The organism is Streptomyces sp. NPDC059832 (genome assembly GCF_042731715.1).
Classification (GTDB): Bacteria; Actinomycetota; Actinomycetes; order Streptomycetales; family Streptomycetaceae; genus Streptomyces.
Map to the genome: position 1 here is coordinate 1 of NZ_JBHWIY010000001.1, position 18160 is coordinate 18160.

The 18160-nt window shown below is 66.5% G+C and carries 16 protein-coding genes; 9 read left to right on the plus strand and 7 right to left on the minus strand.

Going from position 1 to position 18160, the window contains the following annotated elements; genetic code table 11:
• The coding region (locus tag ACFV8T_RS00005) for an Ig-like domain repeat protein (RefSeq protein WP_385322790.1) at positions 1-1465 on the minus strand (1465 nt) is incomplete at its 3' end.
• Between the two features lie 825 nt (positions 1466-2290).
• On the minus strand, positions 2291-4036 hold the full coding sequence (locus ACFV8T_RS00010) for a phage/plasmid primase, P4 family (RefSeq protein WP_385322792.1): 1746 nt from the start codon (positions 4034-4036) through the stop codon (positions 2291-2293).
• Positions 4037-6218: 2182 nt separating this feature from the next.
• Here ACFV8T_RS00010 and ACFV8T_RS00015 point away from each other — a divergent pair.
• The 5 genes from ACFV8T_RS00015 (at position 6219) to ACFV8T_RS00035 (ending at position 9177) form a co-directional block, all read left to right on the plus strand.
• Positions 6219-6713: an ATP-binding protein gene (locus ACFV8T_RS00015; RefSeq protein ID WP_385322793.1), complete on the plus strand. Its 495-nt coding sequence runs from the start codon at positions 6219-6221 to the stop codon at positions 6711-6713.
• Between the two features lie 245 nt (positions 6714-6958).
• Positions 6959-7450, plus strand: a complete 492-nt coding sequence (locus ACFV8T_RS00020) for a DUF4158 domain-containing protein (protein ID WP_385322794.1) — start codon at positions 6959-6961, stop codon at positions 7448-7450.
• A gap of 331 nt (positions 7451-7781) precedes the next feature.
• Positions 7782-8441: a hypothetical protein gene (locus tag ACFV8T_RS00025; RefSeq protein WP_385322795.1), complete on the plus strand. Its 660-nt coding sequence runs from the start codon at positions 7782-7784 to the stop codon at positions 8439-8441.
• A complete protein-coding gene (locus tag ACFV8T_RS00030; protein ID WP_385323600.1) occupies positions 8438-8668 on the plus strand; it encodes a Tn3 family transposase in 231 nt (76 codons plus the stop codon). Before ACFV8T_RS00025 ends, ACFV8T_RS00030 begins: the two co-directional genes overlap by 4 nt.
• Positions 8669-8700: 32 nt before the next feature.
• Positions 8701-9177 (plus strand): Tn3 family transposase, encoded by a 477-nt coding sequence (locus ACFV8T_RS00035; protein WP_385323602.1) that lies wholly within the window; start codon positions 8701-8703, stop codon positions 9175-9177.
• Positions 9178-9262: 85 nt separating this feature from the next.
• On the opposite strand, the gene ACFV8T_RS00040 is transcribed toward ACFV8T_RS00035, so the two are convergent.
• Positions 9263-10579 carry an MFS transporter gene (locus ACFV8T_RS00040; RefSeq protein WP_385322797.1) on the minus strand — a complete coding sequence of 439 codons (1317 nt, stop codon included), beginning with the start codon at positions 10577-10579 and terminating at the stop codon, positions 9263-9265.
• Positions 10580-10668: 89 nt separating this feature from the next.
• On the opposite strand from ACFV8T_RS00040, the gene ACFV8T_RS00045 reads away from it, so the two are divergent.
• Positions 10669-11649 (plus strand): ArsR/SmtB family transcription factor, encoded by a 981-nt coding sequence (locus tag ACFV8T_RS00045; protein ID WP_385322799.1) that lies wholly within the window; start codon positions 10669-10671, stop codon positions 11647-11649.
• Between the two features lie 248 nt (positions 11650-11897).
• Entirely contained in the window at positions 11898-12803 is a 906-nt protein-coding gene (locus ACFV8T_RS00050; RefSeq protein ID WP_385322801.1) for a recombinase family protein, read from the plus strand.
• Positions 12804-13062: 259 nt separating this feature from the next.
• Here the strand turns inward: ACFV8T_RS00050 and ACFV8T_RS00055 are convergent, their stop codons facing one another.
• The 4 genes from ACFV8T_RS00055 to ACFV8T_RS00070 all read right to left on the minus strand — a co-directional run bounded on the left by ACFV8T_RS00055 (position 13063) and on the right by ACFV8T_RS00070 (position 15107).
• A complete protein-coding gene (locus tag ACFV8T_RS00055) occupies positions 13063-13476 on the minus strand; it encodes a DDE-type integrase/transposase/recombinase (RefSeq protein WP_385322803.1) in 414 nt (137 codons plus the stop codon).
• Positions 13477-13959 (minus strand): IS3 family transposase, encoded by a 483-nt coding sequence (locus ACFV8T_RS00060; protein ID WP_385322804.1) that lies wholly within the window; start codon positions 13957-13959, stop codon positions 13477-13479.
• Positions 13956-14264 (minus strand): transposase, encoded by a 309-nt coding sequence (locus ACFV8T_RS00065; protein WP_385322806.1) that lies wholly within the window; start codon positions 14262-14264, stop codon positions 13956-13958. Before ACFV8T_RS00065 ends, ACFV8T_RS00060 begins: the two co-directional genes overlap by 4 nt.
• A gap of 258 nt (positions 14265-14522) precedes the next feature.
• Positions 14523-15107, minus strand: a complete 585-nt coding sequence (locus ACFV8T_RS00070) for an IPT/TIG domain-containing protein (RefSeq protein ID WP_385322808.1) — start codon at positions 15105-15107, stop codon at positions 14523-14525.
• A 1349-nt stretch (positions 15108-16456) separates the two neighbouring features.
• Here ACFV8T_RS00070 and ACFV8T_RS00075 point away from each other — a divergent pair.
• Positions 16457-16666, plus strand: coding sequence for a DUF5988 family protein (locus ACFV8T_RS00075; protein ID WP_385322810.1), 210 nt, complete (start codon positions 16457-16459; stop codon positions 16664-16666).
• A gap of 178 nt (positions 16667-16844) precedes the next feature.
• Positions 16845-18128: a beta-ketoacyl synthase N-terminal-like domain-containing protein gene (locus ACFV8T_RS00080; RefSeq protein ID WP_385322812.1), complete on the plus strand. Its 1284-nt coding sequence runs from the start codon at positions 16845-16847 to the stop codon at positions 18126-18128.
• Positions 18129-18160 lie beyond the last annotated feature (32 nt).

Below are 18160 nucleotides of genomic sequence, written 5' to 3' on the forward strand. Positions count from 1 at the left end.
CCACCGTCGCCGTCAGCGTCTTCACCTGACCGAACACAGACGGGTCAGGGACCGAAGTCAAGGCCGTCGTCGTACCTGCCTGATTCACCGTCTGGGTGTCCACGGGGGATGTGGAGGTGCTGAAGTCGCCGCTTCCGTTGTAGACCGCGGTGAGAGGGTGAGTACCGATGGCGAGGGTGGAGGTGATGAACGTGGCCACCCCGCCGCTGAGTGTCCCGGTGCCCAGCAGGGTCGCCCCGTCGAAGAAGTCCACTGTCCCGGTGGGAGTACCGGCTCCAGGCACCACGACCGCCACCGTCGCCGTCAGCGTCTTCGCCTCGCCGAACACGGACGGGTCAGGGACCGAAGTCAAGGCCGTCGTCGTACCTGCCTGATTCACCGTCTGGGTGTCGACCGGAGACGTCGAACCCGCGAAATTCACATCCCCGCCGTAGACCGCGGTCAGCGAATGCGACCCAACCGACAACGACGACGTCGTGAACGACGCCACCCCGCCGCTGAGTGTCCCAGTGCCCAGCAGGGTCGCCCCGTCGAAGAAACTGATCGCCCCCGTCGGAGTACCTACCGAGGAAGTCACGGTAGCCGTGAGCGTTTTCGCCTCACCGAACACCGAAGGGTCCGGTGCCGAGGCCAGCGTCGTCGTGGTGGGGAAAGGGACGGTGGGAGTGATAGTAACGCTGTTGTCGGAGTTGTCGGTGATGTAGAGCGTCGACCCATCCGGTGTGGTCGCCAGCCCGAACGGTCCCGGCCCCGTGGGGATTGCGAAGGTCGTCGTGTTGGTGCTGGTGTCGATGACACTGACCGTGTCATCGGAGTTGTTGGCCACATACACGTGGGTGCCCGCGACCGCTACACCGACAGGTCCGGTTCCGACAGCGATGGTGGCGGTGACGGTGTTGGTGCCGGTGTCGATGACACTGATCGTGCCGTCACCGTTGTTGGCCACATACACGTGAGTGCCCGCGATCGCCACTCCGAAGGGCGTGGTTCCGACAGCGATGGTGGCGGTGACGGTGTTGGTGCCGGTGTCGATGACACTAACCGTGTTGTCGCTCGCGTTCGTCACGTACGCCTGAGTGCCGGTGATCGCTACACCGAAGGGGCCAGTTCCGACAGCGATGGTGGCGGTGACGGTGTTGGTGCCGGTGTCGATGACACTAACCGTGTTGTCGCTCGCGTTGGCTACATACGCGTTGGTTCCCGCGATCGCCACTCCGAGGGGCGTGGTTCCGACAGCGATGGTGGCGGTGACGGTGTTGGTGCCGGTGTCGATGACACTGACCGTGTTGTCGCTCGCGTTCGTCACGTACGCATGGAGGCCGTCGCCGGTGATGGCGACCCAGAAGGGTGTTGTTCCAACGGGCACGGTGGCTGTGACGGCGAGGGTGCCGGTGTCGATGACGCTGACGTCGTTGCTGCCCTCGTTCGTCACGTAGGCGTGCAACCCGTCCGGAGTGATCGCCACTCCTGACGGTGTCGTGCCCACTGTCACAGTCGGGTCCGATGAGATCGCCGCAAGGGGACGACGGTAGCCCCTCCACGGAAGTCCGAGGATCTGCCGCCAACTACGCTGAAGTGCTGAGGTCATGATTCGCCCTTCCAGATCACAGGTCTGTCTGATCCGGATGGGCTGCAGTCTGATTACTCAGGGTGCGGTCTGCGTACTGTAGGTAAGAGAGCTCACCGACGTCCGTCAGCCCATCCACGTGCTGGCCGGCCTTTCAGGCAGGTCGACCGGAACAGTCCCCCGAGAAGGATGGGCGGCCTTCGGGTTCCCCTACTACAAGTACTCCACCGGAACCCGGATGAGGAAGGGACGATGAGGCAAACATCACCCGTATGGCTGAATTATGGATGAGTCCAGGGCCTTCAGAGCGCCGGATTAGGTCAGGGTCTACTCCTGTGGGCTTTTATCAACCCGCTGACGGTGGGCTACTTGTGCCAGTGAACCCCGGTGGGTCGCCCATCCCCTTCGGGACTGTGATCGTCGGTCTGGCGACAGCCGAGGTCGCCGCTGTCAGCTGCTCAAGGGGGTATTTGCGTTGGCCTGGACAAGCAGGTTGCGGCACCCGGCCCGCTTCGCCTTGCAGGCGACGACCGTGCCGAAGTGCGCGAACGGCCAAGAGCGGGTGTGGTGCGCTGAGGCTTTCTCAGCCGTGCCGGCTCGCGGATCCTGTTTCTGATCCCCGTGCCTGACGGTACGTAGCGGAGCGTCCTCGTCACCGCGGCAGCGGCCGCGCACGAAGCAGGGCGTTCCCGCAGGCGAGTCGGGCGGGCTCGATGAGGACATTCATGCTTTCTCTTCTAGTTCAGGGTTCAGCGCGATACCGGGGTAGAACTTGCGTTGGTTGGACAGGATTATCTCTTTGGGTGTGGCGATGCCGACTGTCTCACGGACACGTGCGGCGAACGCTCGTGAGGAGACCGGGTTGGCGCCCTCCAGCTGGCACCAGTTCCGGTAGCTGGTGTAGAGCTGGGTTTGCTCCGCACGCAGGGCGGGGTCCACGGTGCAGCACTCGCTCAGGAACCGGCCCATATGGTCTTCGGTCTTTGCGTATGTGTGGGTGGCGATGCGCACCCGCGGGGGGCCGGTCAGGTCGCGAGGACCGTTCAGATAGCGGCGCGCGCCGGTGACGAGCCAGTGCAGGATGCCCGGCCCTTCTTCGGTGACCAGGGCGTCGGCGAGGTTGTCGATCTTCCGGTCGTCTGCGACTACCCGGTCGAACGGGATCAGCCTCATCCGGCGCCAGAACGCGTAGCCGCCGGTGCTGACTTCAGGGCGCCGGTTGCCGAGCAGCCACAGTGTGTGGGTGGGGGTGAAACTGAAGATGTCCTGTCGCATCCTGCGGGCCTTGATCCGGCCTCCGCCGGTCAGTAACTTGACGCGGGACTCGTCGATGCGGTCACCGGGCTTGGGTTCGGAGCAGACGATAATGCGCCGGCCATGCAACTCGGCGAGATCGGTGGCGTGCACGACGCCAGACCGAGCCATCAGGAAACTGGGCGGGGCGGCATCCGCGTAGTCCCCAAGAAGTCTGACGATGACGTCCAGAAAAACGCTTTTGCCGTTGTTTCCCTGTCCATAAAGGAATGGCATGATCTGCGCGCCTACATCACCGGTGATCGAGTAGCCCAGCAGCTCGTGCAGAAAGCCGATCATCTGACGGCCGTCGGCGTCGTCGCCGAACGTGTCGGTGAGGAACTGCTGCCAGCGGGGTGTTCCCATCGGCCGGGCTTCGACGCTCGTGGCACGCGAGTGGCAATGCCTCTCCGGATCCGGCGCGGCGACCAAACCGGTGTGGAGGTCGACCACCCCCTCCGGAGTGCACAGTGCATAGGGATCCGCGTTCAGCAGCGCAGCGTTGAGAGTCATCCCCGGCGCGGCCTTGGCCTGTATCAGCATGGCCATCATTCCGGATGTCGTCAGAGCCCGCTGGCGGTGTCGGCGCAGCTCTGCTTCGCCGTGCCGCCCGTGCGGGTCGGTCTCCGCCAGCCTTTCGGCCATCTCGCCGGCTGTCCACAGTACGGTGTCGGCCTCGTCGATCTCCCACCGATAGCCCGACCACCGGTACCAGCCCAGGCCCGGCACATGCCTGAAGCTCCGCCCGTACAAGGCGACGAACAGCTTGGCGTTGCCACGGTCGCTGAGGGTGTCGGGCAGCAGACCCTGCTCGGTTGCCCGCATCGCCGTCGGCGCAGCTCTCTTGGCGGCCTGCGCGGGGACGGTGCTGGCGGGGGAGCCGGAGCCGAGCAGAATCTGACGTACGACCTTTTGAGGGTCGAACGGTCCGTCATCGTGGCTGGGTGCGTGGTTCACCTGCGGTCTCCCGGATCGAGCGGAAGGCGGCTGCCCGCAAGCAATTCCGGACTGGATGACGTGCGGTGTTCGGCATTCCTGGCCCGGACACATGTGTACCGCGGCCGCCACCAGGGCCGCTTCCGCGTCCTGCCCCGCCAGACGGCCGGTGGTGGCCAGGCCGCCCGCGGTGTGAGCGGCTCGGCTGAACGTCGCACTGACGTTTGCCTCTTCTGCCATAACAGTGCAGTCGAGGACCGGGGGCCGCAGCGTCGAAACGATATGGGCCGGGTACTTTGCACCCCGCAGCGCCGCGAGGCGGTGGCATCCATGCAGTGACCCCGACGGGGCAACCGCGATGCCGGGCAGCAGCTGGTTCCGTTCGGGCAGCGATGTCGCGTGGACACCGATGACGACCGGACCGGCATCACCGCAGGCGACGCCCACCCCGGACTCAGGCTGATGCGCTCACGCACCCGGATACACCACGCACGGGTCGTCGAGGCGTGGAAGCAGTGACACCAGCGGCCGGCTGGGAGACGCGGGCACTCGCGGAAGCTGTGGCCCAGGCTCTGGCAGTCGTGGCAATTGGCGGGGATGCCTTGGGACGGACAGTTGGTCGGTTGTACCGGCCGGGCGCGTCGCAGCGCGGTCGACAGTACGTCAGGCAACCAAGTTGCCGGTCGAGAAGCTACGGTCCGGCCTGAGTTGCTGTCACGTAGGTGCAGATCAGGAACCATACGTACTCCTTTCAGCGACTGAAGCGACTCAAATTGCAAATTGATGGAGCGTGGATAGGGCCGAATGCCTGGGGGTTTCAGGAGGCCCACCCAGCCCCTGTTGCCCTAGGTTCATCCGGTTGCACTGGGCAATATTCAATCAAGAAACTATCTGGCTGAATCGATGTGGTGGTGACAAGGCCTCGTGTTTCATCTGTAAGATCCAAGCTCGATCAACTTGTACGTTGAAGGAATTATTCTTTCGCATGGATGTGGGTACCCCGGAGGGATCCGAGCGGCGCAGCACGGAAACGACTGGTGGTTATACAGCTGTGGCTTCTGAGTGTCGCATGATTCAATCGCCCGACCTGAAGGATCCGTTGGAAGCTTGCGCTCGGGCATCAGTTCCACGGCTGAGTCCCTCGTCGGCATGCGACTTCATAGTCTGCAGAATTGAGGCTGCACTATTCCGCGACCCGGCGTCAAACGATCACTGCAGTGCCGCGGTACGAGTCGATAGCCGACTGTACGGATCGCGCCAAAATGCCTGCTCGCGACGGCCGGCAGGACTGTCTCACGCCGTCTGTGGACCGGATGATTCGCGGTGTCGGAGGCGCTCTGGCCTGTGACGGTGCGGATTTCAATCGAGTCATTGGTGTCGACCGCAGCATCGAAGTGCGCACAGAGCGAGGGGTGCGATGTTGCGACGCCTTACGTCTTTGCCGTAGGGCGTTACCGGCCGTCGAATTACCCCACGGGATCAGGCCAAACAGATCACGCCAAGAACTGGCAGACAGACAGTCATTAAAAGAAGCCAGAAGAAGCGATTCACCAAGCAGAATTGTTGCTTCGTGCGACACCGATTCCGCGACATCGCGGGCTGCCCACGCGTATGAACCACTACGTCCAGATGCCTGATGGCGGCCTGCCCGGGAGTCTTCGAGTGGCCCAAAGCGGAAGGGTATGGATTTTGCCACAGGTACGCCATTCGGGTGACATTGTGTCGGCTTTGTTGCTGCCATGTGCGCCCGAGAGGATAACTATCACTATCCAAACCGGTGGGCCGCCCACCCTCTCCGGGGGAGTGGCTGCTCATTTCTCTCGTAGCTGTCCAGGTGAGGTGAAAGCCTGGGCATCTGCCGGGTGGGGCTGCCGCAATGGGCACCCCCGTGGGAGGGGTTTGGATCCGCCAGTCGGTGCCGTTGGCACCGACTGGCGCGGCGGCCCAAGTGACCTCTATGGGGACACCATGCGAGCTTTCTTGGCGACGGTTTCGACGTCCAGTGCCCCGTCTCGGACTCCCGAGTTCTACGGTGAGACCGCTCAGGTCGACACGGCGCGACGCCAGTCGGCAGGGGCGCCCGTCGCTCTCACGCCGTGCTCGGCCAACCCGCTCACCGTCGCGCACGGCGCAGGGACTTTGCCGGAGCACGGAGTCTGCCGCCTCCCCACGGCACCGAATCATCTCCAGGGCCGGTGGCCGGCATCGTCCGGACCCCGCCCGCCGTGTCGGCTTCGGGCGGGTGTGCCCCGCTTGCCGTCACTGAACCGCCCACTCGGCTCACGGCACGGTTGTCCCCGCCCGGCGAGCGCATCGGTACGGCAGCAATCCGCCGCCAGCGATTTGCGCCGCGTTGTGTCCGGAAGCGCAAACCTGCCACCCCGCCGTCCTGGGCAAGGCCCAGGATGAGAGAGGAAGGACTATGCTGCCGACTGCTTGGTCGGGGGTGCAGATCTCACTGTCCCCCCAAGAGATTGAACAATGGCCGGATACGGCGTCAGCCCGGGCCCTGGCCGACGGTTGCCCCAGCAGACGACCGGTCTCGTTCCGCGTGCCGACATTGGAGCGAGCGGTGCCGGTCTGCCGCCAACTGGCCCGGCTGTGGATGGACTCCGAGGACATAACAGATGAAAGTGCCCGGTGTGCGGCCTTACTCGTGATCTCTGAGCTGATGACCAACGCCATCGTCCACACCAACAGCCTCTCGATCACGGGCCGTCTGCAAAAGGACGACAACTGGCTTCTCGTGGAAGTCCAGGACGAGGGTGGAACATCGTCCGTCCCGCACCGTGCCGGCAACGCCAACGAGTACGGTCGAGGCCTGGTGATGGTTGCGCAGTCCGCGCAGACACTGGGAACGCGGCAGGAGACCGACGGAGGCCGCACATTCTGGGCACGGATCGCACTGGCCGGGTGAAATCCGTCGCCAACCCACGTCCCCAGCCCGGTGAACAACGCCCGCGGCGCCGGTTCATCCCGTCGATCGGGCCCTCGATGGCGAGCCCGGTCGTCCGGTGACCTCGATCACGTTCCGTATTCCGGAAGCATGAAGCACCTGAGAGAGCCCCGAAGTCCTAGCTCAGACACCAGCCGCAAAGTAGGTCTCGGGTAGCCGGACGAGCCCCGTTTCCCCGTCCTGGGTGGCGTCGTTGATCTGATCGTGTGATCGAGGCCGAAGGGGCGGGCGTGCGGCAGGAGTGGTCGCCAGAGGAGCTGTTGGCGAACTGGACGCTGGTAGACGGCGGCTGGGACCTGGTGGTGGCGAACAAGAGCGGGGCAACTCGGCTCGGCTTCAGCCTGATGCTGAAGTTCTTCGAGCTTGAGGGCCGGTTCCCTGATGTGCTGGAAGAGGTCCCGTCGGCCGCAGTGGAGTACGTCGCCGAACTGGTGAAGGTCCCGGCCGCCGTCTTCGCGAAGTACACGTTGGTCGGGCGGACCGCCGAGTACCACCGCAAGCAGATCCGTAAGGCCCTGGGGTTTCGGCCGTCGACGGTCGCGGATGAGAAGGCGCTGACTGCGTGGCTGGCCGCGGAGGTGCGTCCGGTCGAGCTGGTGGAGGACCGGCAGCGTGAGGCGCTGTTGGTGGAGTGCCGTACGCGGAAGATCGAGCCGCCGGGCCCCACCCGTGTCGAGAAGGTGCTGGTCGCGGCGTGAGGCAGGTGGGAGCGGGCATTCTGCGCGAGGACCATCGAACGCCTGGGCACGGTGGGCAGGGAGCGACTGCTGACGCTGGTGGCCGAGGGTAACGACGAGGGCACCGCGCTGCTGGCTGCGCTCAAGCGCGATCCGGGAGCTGTCGGTCTGGACGCTCTGTTGATGGAGATCCTCAAGCTCACGTCGGTGCGGGAACTCGCCCTCCCGGACGGGCTGTTCGTGGACTGCCCGGAGAGGCTGGTGGCCGCGTGGCGGGCACGGGCGATCAAGATGTACCCCTCGGACTTCCGCGACACGAGCGAGGACGTACGGATCACGCTGCTCGCGGTGCTTGCTGTGCTCATCTCGGCAGGCGGAGATCACCGATGCCCTGGTCGACCTCCTGATCGCGCTGGTCCACAAGATCAACGCTCGCGCGGAGCGGCGGGTGGAGAAGCAGCTGACGGCGGAGCTGAGGAAGGTCCGGGGTATGGAGGGGATCCTCTTCAAGCTGGCGGAGGCCGCGGTCGGCAAGCCGGACGAGGTCGTACGGCGGGCGCTGTATCCGGTGGTCGGCGAGAAGACGCTGCGCAACCTGGTGGCCGAGGCGAAGGCGAACGAGAAGGTCTTCAAGGCAAAGGTCCGCACCACCCTGCGCTCCTCCTGCAGCTCGTACTACCGGCAGATGCTGCCGCCGCTGCTGAACACGCTGGGCTTCAAGTGCAACAACACGGCCTACCAGCCGGTTATGGACGCCATGAAGCTGTTGAAGAAGTACGCCGATGTGGGCGGCAAGACCCGCTTCTATGACACCGCCGATGGACGAGCCGCCGATGGACGGCGTGGTGCGCAAGGACTGGCGCGAGGCGGTCGTCGACGACAAAGGCAGGGTCGAGCGCCTCCCGTACGAGCTGTGCGTCCTGGTCGCGCTGCGGGACGCGGTGCGCCGTCGGGAGATCTACGTCGAGGGCGCGGCCCGCTGGAGGAACCCGGAGGACGACCTGCCCGGTGATTTCGAACATGGGCATCCGCGCGATCGTGGCGACCGGTTTCGCATTCACCGAGCTGCTCAACTTCCGCCTGCTGCCCCGCTTGAAGAACATCGGCAGCATCCGCCTGTACCGCCCGGACGACACTGCGCCCGGCTGGCCGGCGCTCGGCGCCTCGTTGACGCGGCCGATCCGCTGGGACCTGATCGAGCAGCAGTACGATCAGATAGTGAAGCGCCGCAGTACCTGATCCGGCTCGGAACAGCGGAGGCGGAGCAGGTACTGCGGCGCTTCACCCGCGGCGGCCCCAAGCACCCCACCTACCAAGCCCTCGAAGAACTCGGCCGCGCCGTACGCACCATCTTCGCGTGCGACTATCTCGCCAGCCCCGGCCTGCGCCGCGAGATCCACGGCGGCCTCCAGGTCGTGGAGAACTGGAACTCGGCGAACACCGTGCTCCACTACGGCAAGGACGGCGCCCTGACCGGCCCGGACAAGGAACATGCCGAGACCTCGATGCTCGCCCTGCACCTGCTCCAGTCCGCGCTCGTGCACGTGAACACCCTGCTCGTGCAGCAGGTCCTGGCCGAACCGGCCTGGGCGAAGAAGCTGAGCGACGAGGACCGGCGCGGGCTGACCGCGCTGTTCTGGTCGAACGTCAACCCGTACGGCGCCTTCCGCCTCGACATGGACAAGCGCCACGACTTGGGGCTGCCCACCACTGTGTCCCGGCCCCGCACTTCGGCGGCCCCCGCATGAGCTACCGGGAATGACTGTCTGTCAGAGATACGTCGGGGTGGGGGTGGGGTGCGTGACGGCTCGCGGCCGACTCGACCGGCGACGGTTACTGCGCACGAGAACTACACGCATGCTGTTCGGTGCCGTTCTCTGATCCCGTTGAGTCGTTCGGGACGGGGACCGGGGAGGTGGGCGGGTGCCAGGTGAGGATCCAGCCGGCGGTAAGCGCCGCCGCGCCGCCTGCCAGGGCGATTGCGCCGCCTGTTCCGATGCCTGCGGCAACCGCGCCGAAGCAGGCCGGCCCGACGCCCTGCAGCGTCATGTTGCCGGAGCCGAGCAGGCCGAAGGCCTGGCCCTGGCCATCCTGCGGCAGGGCGTCCAGGAACGGCCGTTGCAGGCCGAGACCGTAGGCGAATCCGAAGCCGCAGAGCAGCAGCAGACAGGACGAGACGCCCACTCCGGGCTCGGCAGCGAAGCCGACCAGCGGCAGTCCCATCAGCGCAATCAACGGGACTACCAGTCGCTCCCGGGTGAGTGGCCGTAGGAGTCGGCCCACCAGCAGGTCGCCGACCAGCATGCCGACCGGCAGACAGCCCATCAGCACCGCGTACCAGCCGGGCGCGAAGTGGCGTCCTCCCGCGTAGGCGACGATCAGGCCTTCCGCGCCCGCTACGAACGCGACGGGTAGCCACTGGGCCAGCATCAGTCGTCGCACCGTGTGTTTGCGCAGCAGCAGGCCGGCACCGTGCAGGCTTGCCCGGACGGTGCCGCCATCGCCCCGAGCGCTGCCGGGTGTGTCGCCGAACTCTCCCGGCTGCAGCCGGGGTAGCCCGATGCGGACAGCGAGCGCGCAGCCGAGGTAGAGGGCGGCGCTGACCGCGAGCGCCCGGCGCGGGCCGAGTACCGCGACGGCCGCACCTCCCAGCGCCAGACCGAACAATTGCGCGCCGGAGGCAGCGATGTTGTTCAGTGAACGGCCCAGTACATAGGCGTCGCCCTCCAGCGACTGCGCGACCAGCCGACTCGACGCGCCGTGAAACACCGGTGTGGCGAGGGCGACCAGCGCCACGACACCAAGGCTTGCCGCGACCGGCATCCGCACCAGGGCGAGCAGCAGGGCGGCGGCGCACGTCAAGGCGTAGCCGCCGGTGATGAGCGCGCGGGCCGGCAGCCGGTCGGCCAGTGAGCCCAGCAGCAGCGAGCCGAACAGCTGCGGGATGAAGCCGATGCCGAAGGCCAGTGCGCTCAGCAGCGCGGAGCCGGTGGCCGAGAAGACCAGCACCGAGAACGTGGTGATCCGCAGCGCGTCCGCGGTGATCGCGACGGTGCGGGTTGAGAAAAGCAGCCGGAATCGCGGCTCGGCCAGCACCTCCCGGTAGGTGGCACGGTGGTTGCCCTGTGCGGGCTCGGCGGTTGGAGTCATGACGCGCAGCCTCGCCGTGCGCCCACGCCACTCACCAATGATTCGTCGCTGGACGAATCGGAACAGACGTCCGGCGGTAGCATGGCGCGGTGCTCCGCTTCGAAGTCTCCGTCGAGGACCTGCTGCGCAGCCGCTTCGCACTGTCGCCCGCGATGGACCTGTGTTTCCTGCTGCGCTCGCTCGCCGGCCAAGACCGGCCGCTGCCGCGAGCCTGGGCCACCCGGCTCCTGCCGACCTTTGAACGGCTTCGCCGCGAGAGCGAACTGAACGCCGCCCTCGCCCTGCACACCCCGCAATCCGGACCGAACTTCGTCGCCCCGCCCCCGCGCGGCCTCAACCAGACCTGGGCAGACGACCTAGCCATGATCCGGGCCACACCGCTGGAAGCGGCCCGCCACGAAATCGCCACCAACGCGACCGGCCCGTCCGCCCGTGATCCCCGCGTCCGCGCAGTGCTGGACTCGACGGACGCCGTCTCCAGGATCGCCGAGGCGATGGACCAGGCCTGGCACGAGCTGCTCGCCACGGACTGGCCGCAACTGCGCGCGATCTGTGAGCGCGACGTCGTGCACCGGGTGGGTGTGATCGGCGAACACGGATGGGTCACGACCATAGAGAGCCTGCACCCGAGCATCGCCTGGCAAGCCGGCGGTATCGAGATCGGCCACTTCCCTCAAGTGGGAACAGTCCGCCTCGCCGGCGACGGGCTCCTGCTGATCCCTTCGGTCTTCGTCGCGAATATCGCCGCCCACCTGGAAGACCCCTGGCCCAGGACCTTGGTCTATCGTGCCCGCGGCACCGCCGCCCTGTGGGGCGAACAGGAGAGCGTCCCCCGACCGGACGCCCTGACCGCTCTGGTCGGCCGGTCCCGAGCCCGGCTGCTGTTGGCGCTGGACGCCCCGGCCAGTACCAGCCACCTCGCCCGAAGCCTCGCCATGACACCCGGCGCGGTAGGAGACCACCTCGCCATCCTGCGAGGCGCGGGACTGCTCGTCCGCGCCCGGTCCGGACGGTCGGTGCTCTACCGGCGCACCCCGCTCGGCGAGGCGCTGGTCGCCGGTTCGGGCTGAGGGCTCGGATCGGCACAGCGGCTCTACGACCAGCAGTTCGTCCGACTCCCCGGCGTCCAACACCTGACTCCACCGGGTCATGAAGAACGTCGTCCAGGACTCGAATGGCGACAGGTTCGGCGGGCGTCCAATGAACCCCGGATTTTAGGGGCCTGGCGACGACTCGGATCCAATGAGATCCGATGGCAGTTGACGACAGGGTTAGATGACAGCCGAGGTCCGATGCGGCGACAGAAGCGGGGAAGAGCGTGGCCGATCTCGTCTACAAGCGGGCGTCGACCGACCAGCAATCGACCGACCGCCAGAACCTCGTCCTGGCCGAAGCCGAAATCGAGGACCCCGTCGTCTTCGAGGAAGAGGCCGGCACCTCCAGCCGTCTCCACCCGCTCCAGCGCCCGAAGTTCGGCAAGCTGCTCGACTACGCGCGGCCGGGCGACACCGTGCACATCTCCGAGATGTTCCGCCTGGTGCGCGGCACCGGGCACATCCTCGACGTGCTCGACGTCCTGCACCGCGACCGGCTCGCCCTGCGCATCCACGACGGCGCCTTCTCCGGCATGGACCTCACCGCCCGCCACCCGCGCACCGGCGAACTGCTGTCCACCGTGAAGTTCATGGTGCAGACCCTCGCCGCCGCCGGCGAACTCCAGCGCGATCTCCAGCGCGAGCTGACGTACGACGGACTACGGGCCGCCGAGGCCAAGGGCAACAAGGGCGGACGCCGCCCCGCCCTCGCGGGCGACACCGTCGCCGACGTACGCACCGCTTACCTGAAGGGCCAGTCCATCGCTGCCCTGGCCCTCGAGCACGGCGTCAGCCGCGGCGCCATCCGCACGGCCGTCGCCGACCTCCTGCCCGAGCACGCCACCGACCAGGACGCCCCGGCGCCGGAGCTGCCCATCACCCTCGACATGCCCGGCAAGGTCGCCGACTTCCTACGCGCTGCCGAACTGGAGCCCGCCGAGCGGACTGCGCTGAAGAAAGGTGTGCCCGTACGACGCGGCCAGGGCTACACCCTGCGCATCAGCGCCACCCCTGCGATCCACCGCCAACTCCTCGCTCGCTGCCAGGCACTCGACAGCTCCGCCGCGATCCCGGCCCAGCGCAAGGCCCGGCGCGAGTACGAGAACCGCGTCAACACCCTCAGCCACTGACCACGGAGCTACTTCGCGGCTGGTGTCTGAGCTAGGACTTCAGGGCCGACATGGGCGTAACTGCCGTGCCTGTGAGTCGAGTTGTTCGTAGCCACCACGGTCAGCAAGGACACTGACGGTGCCCTGGACACCACCGACGACATCGACGGCGACGGCGGTGTGGATGTACTCGTGGGTGTCGGCTCCGACGACGACTTTCCCGATCGTTTCCCTGCAGAATGCTGGTCATGGCTGTCGGTTCCCCTCCCGGGAGCGGCGGTCAGCACGAGACCGCCGGCCGGGCGGGAGGCCAGGGTGTGACGAGTGCCTGGGGGCAACGGGCTCCTACTCGGTCACTGCCCGTGCGGCCGGCGGCCCGCATCAGGCCCGCCGCCGGAGTGACCGACAGATCAACAGCAAGGACACCCGAGGGGTCAGTCGTCACACCAGTCAGGCCGCCCCCGGCAACGGTGATCCCATCCTCACAATCGTGGCTGGAGCCGACCCTGTTCATACTTCTGCGGATGCCGTGCAGGTCGCGGACCTGGGCGAACGCGGCCGAGGTGTAGTGCGATCCGTGGTCCGCGTGGAAGGTCACTCCGGTGACGTCGCGGCCGCAGGTCGCGACTGCGGCCTGGAGCGCGTCGATGACGAGCTCGGCCCGCATGTGCGGGGCCATCGGCCAGCCGAGCACTCAACGCGACCGGATATCGATGACGCAAGCGAGGTAGAGGCACGCGGCTACGACCTGCACGTATGTGATGTCGCCGCACCACTTCTGGGCCGGCGTACCGGCGGTGAAGTCCCGCTGGACCAGGTCCGCCACCGGCGGCGCGAGGCGGTCCGGGATCGTGGTGCGCTTCTCCTTCCGCAGGTGACGGCCGACGAGGCCGTGCTTGCGCATCAGCCTGGCCACGCGCTTGTGGTTGACCGTCCGGCCGAAGCCGCGCAGTTCGGCATGGACTCGAAGCGCGCCGTAGTTCCCGCGGTGTTCGGCATGGATTTCGCGGATCTCCTCGACCAGCGCGTCCTCCTCGAACTGCCGCCCCGCCCGCGCCTCGGCGCCGGTGATCCACCGGTAGTAGCCCGAGCGGGAGACCTCCAGCACCCGGCATATCCGCTTGATGCCAAACGTCTCGGCGTGGGCGGAGACGAAGTCCCGAGCGGCGGTCTTCACTTCATCTCCCGGGCGAAATAGGCCGCTGCCCGACGCAGGATCTCCCGCTCCAGCTGCCATTCCTTCTCCGCCCTGGCCAGCCGCGCGTTCTCCGTCCGCAGCCGGGCCAACTCGGCCTCGGTTTCCTGCGACGCGCCGACGGTGAGTGGACGACCGTCGGCATCACGCACCCAGGTCCGCAGCTTCTCGGGGTTGACGTTCAGATCAGCCGCGACGTCCTTGAACGCCCGCCTGCCGGCCGAAGCCCGCCATAACGCGATCACCTCGGACCGGAACACCGCACTGTGCTTCGAGGGTCGTGCCACGTAGATCTACACCTTCCAGTATCAACAAGATCCATTGTCAGGTGTGTCCACACCACAGGGGTCACCTCATACCGCGTCGCAGCGTTTCCTCTGCCGTTGCGTCCTCGGGTCCGTCGCCGCCGGGTGGGCCGGTCGCTACAGAATCGTCCCTGGTTCCGAACAGCGCCGGCCTGCGCGAGGAACTCGCAGGCCGGCGCTGTTCACAGCCCTGGCCAGTCGGCATGGCGACGTGGCAGGAGAGGGGCCGTGAGGGGGTGGTCAGATGTAGGTGTACCCGCCGGGGACAGTGGTGGTGCCGGCCGTGGTCGTGACCACGACCGGGACGTTGCCCGCGGTGGCGCCGGCCGGGGTGATCCCGAACAGCAGGATTCCCGTCGGGTCGCTGCCCAGCACGGTGGCCGGAACTCCGTTGACGGTGACAGTGGCGCCGTTCAGATTGGTGCCGGTGATCACGAACGGGGTGCCGCCGGCGACCGGGCCCGAGGCCGGGATGATGCTGGTGGCGGTGGGAGGAGCAGGCGTGGACGGGGTCGCGTAGGTGTAGGGAACCGGGTTGCTGGTACCACCGCTCGTTGTAACGGTGACCGGTACCGTGCCTGCGGCGTGCGCGGGGACCAGGACCGTGACAGTGAGCCCCAGCACGTCCTGGGAGACGATGGTGGCTGGCGTGGTACCGAACAGGACGCTGGTGGCACCGCTGAGGCCCGCTCCGAGGAGATGGACCGTGTTGCCGCCGGCGACCGGTCCGGAGTTGGGCAGGACCGCCAGGAGCAGTGGACCGAAGGGGAAGGGCAGTTGGGCGACCGACGGTGACTGGCCGGACGAGGTTGCGATTGTGGACATGACGGATCCTCCTGTGACAGGCGGACCATTGCGGTCCGCACGGGAACCGGCCGAGAGCGAGGGCGGGCTTCCCTCATGCCTGACGGGGGCAGGGGTGAGAGGAAGATCGACTCTCGGTTCCGGGAGAGGCAACCGGGCAGTGGCTCGCGGCGATGAGTCCGCTCGGGACGGGGCGGATCCGACGGCGATCGGGGGCCGCCGGACATCAGCCGCGAGGTGCGCACCACTGCCCGGTCTCAAGCACGGCGAGACGCTTCACCAGCCGATGTCGCACCTACCGGCCGGTGGCTCTCCGGAGCAGCCTTGCAGTGGCTCTGCTCGCCGAAGCCCTGCCAGCAGGAAGGGCTGAAACGGGCGGGCCAATTGCCGAGCTCCCCGGAGAGGGATGGGCGACCCACCGGTTCAACGACTTCAGTAACTCCAATGAATGAACTGTCATCAACCCCTGTGCCAATTAGTCACCCGATTGGCCCAGTCCGAAATTTACTCCGAGAGTGGTGGCCAGCTGCGGGCCACTGCCGCCACGACGGCGGCAGTCACGCCAAGATCATTTCACCGCAACCAGCCATTGCCAGATAATTACCGGAGTGCGGGCTATCTCCATTCGTGCGCGACATCTCGGCGGCAAGCCGTCACGAATGCGACTTCGTGACTGGTGAGGCTGGATTTGCGAAGGCCGCCGGGAAGATGGAGTCCGCCGTTCATCACATTACGCCATACGGGTGAATTGTAAGCGGCCTCATTGCGAGATTATTCAGCCCTGTGGGATAACCGTTTTGAATCCAACCGGTGGGCTGCCCTCCTCTCCGGGGAGCGCGGCAACCGACGATCCACCGCACGACCGGCCAGCCAGTTGTGCGCAGCATCGAGATCGTTCGTCGCAATGAGCGCCCCCGGCAAGGAAGAGGCGGCTCGCATCACCTCACCAAAGGGGCGCCATGCGAGTTCCCAGCGCTGTCCAAGCCGTCATCAGGGCCTGCCTCCCACCATCAGGGCCCGCCGTGATCCCGACGGCCGTCTACGCCCGGACCCCCGCGCTGCGCCCTGGAACCGCGCTGGTCAATGCGGTCACGATGGCGCGCGCTGCCGGCTTCGACCCTGTGGCGGCCACGTCGTTTCGTACGCGAGGCCGGTCGCCGATACCGTCCGCGCCGCCTCCGGACCGGCTCCCGCACGATGGGGAGTGACGCGCAGAACATGGGATTCCTGGACCAGTTGCGCGGCATGGTGACACTCACCGTTCTGTGGTGGAAGCATTTTCAGCTGCACTCGGGGCGGCGTGGCGGAAAACAATCGAGCCAACGTCTCCGCTGATCACTCAGCGCTGATCCTCCCGACTGGAGAGCGCTATGTCTCAATCAATTCGTGTAATGCTCAGCGGAGGACCGGAGGGATCTCCATCGACCTGGGAAGTGAAATCACTGGAAAATGAAACAAGAGTGACGGTTCCCTATCGGAACGGTTATGAGCATTTTGAGTTCGTGGATCACTATGCCGAACTCGATGGTGAAATGCTGCCCGTCTATCGATGGATCTACCACACGTACATCGCCGAATAGATACCTGTACGAATCCGGCCGCTGCGGAATCTCTTCCTCAGTAGCACACAGCCGATTACGTGCGGGGCCTACCAACTGATCCGGAGGGGATCACCATGACGAATTCTCTGTTGCACGTAGGTGTGTCGTGAGCGGGGCGGCCTCCCTCTCGGGAGGCGGTCGGCACGCGCGGGATGCCGTGGTCACCGGTATCGGGTTCTGCCTTCCCGGTGACGGGCGACCCGTCTTCACCGCGGACGACCTGTGGAACATCGCCTCCCGAGGGGCCTCCTGCCTCATGCAGAGCAACGCCTACTACGGCTCGGTAGACCTCTCGGACGCAATGTTCGACGAACTCCTCCCCGATGTCGCCCCTTTCTTCTCACGCCACTACACCGCAGCGCACCGGTTCGGCCTGGTGTCCATGGCGCAGGCATGCTCGGACGCCGAACTGGATCCCTACTCGGGCGACCTGGCCGACGCGGCGATCCTGGCCGGACGCGGTGGCGTCGACGCGAACATCGACAGCTACCTCGCCGTGCTGCGAGCCGATCCCGAGACCATTCGCGTGACGGAGGCGATGGAACTGTTCGTCGCGGCAGAACAGGCCGTCACTCCCTCCGACGTCGCCCTGGTCCAAGGCGCACTGTCCCGATCGAAAGGCCCCAACTTCACGGTCTCGTGCGGCTGCGCGTCATCCGCAGTACAGATCGGCAACGCCCGACGCCTGATCGCCGACGGCGAGGTCGACATCGCCGTCGTGACCGGCGTCGACATCTTCAGCGTCAAACTGATCCGAAACATCCAGCGCCTGCTGCAGGGCGCGCAGAAGACGTACGAGATCATCCGGTCCGACGACATGCCCGCGCTTCTGCCGTCCTTCGACTCCCTCATGCGCCCCTACGACCGGCGTGCCGACTGCATCAACCACGGCGAGGGGTCGGTGACCGTCATCATGGAAAGCCGCGAACACGCCACCCGGCGCGGGGCCCACCTGTACGGTCAGGTGCTCGCCCAGGCCACGACCCGCGACGGGCTGACCAACCCTCTGGCTTCCGACGAGACGGGCCGCGAGCTGGTGTCCGCCGTCCGCCGATGTCTCGCAGACCGCTGGGAGATCGGCCAGGTGCCCTACGTCCACGGTGGCAGCGACGGCAACGTGGTGGTCACCGCCTTCGAGGCGAACGCGATCAAGGAACTGTACGGCTCCGCCGCCCAGGACCTTCTGATGACGTCTCAGGAAGGCTGCTTCGGCCACAACGGCGCGCCCGCGGGCTGTCTCGGCGTCGCTCTTACCCTGCTCATGATGGAGCGCGGCGAGGTATGTCCCACCGCGAACTGCGAGCAGCCGGCGGACAACCTCACCTTCGACCCGGTTCCCGGCGTGCACACCCGGCCTCTCGACTTCGACTACGCGCTGAGTTTCAACTACCAGGTCGGTGGGGTGAAGAGCGCGATCCTCCTGGGAAGCCCCGACGTCTGAGGCCCGCCCCGATAACCCTCAGCCCTCCATGC

Excerpts from the sequence above, each read along its gene's own strand:
- ACFV8T_RS00010 (WP_385322792.1), bottom strand. The coding sequence starts at position 4,036 with ATGGCAGAAGAGGCAAACGTCAGTGCGACGTTCAGCCGAGCCGCTCAC.
- ACFV8T_RS00015 (WP_385322793.1), top strand. The coding sequence starts at position 6,219 with ATGCTGCCGACTGCTTGGTCGGGGGTGCAGATCTCACTGTCCCCCCAA.
- ACFV8T_RS00040 (WP_385322797.1), bottom strand. The coding sequence starts at position 10,579 with ATGACTCCAACCGCCGAGCCCGCACAGGGCAACCACCGTGCCACCTAC.
- ACFV8T_RS00070 (WP_385322808.1), bottom strand. The coding sequence starts at position 15,107 with ATGTCCACAATCGCAACCTCGTCCGGCCAGTCACCGTCGGTCGCCCAA.
- ACFV8T_RS00075 (WP_385322810.1), top strand. The coding sequence starts at position 16,457 with ATGTCTCAATCAATTCGTGTAATGCTCAGCGGAGGACCGGAGGGATCT.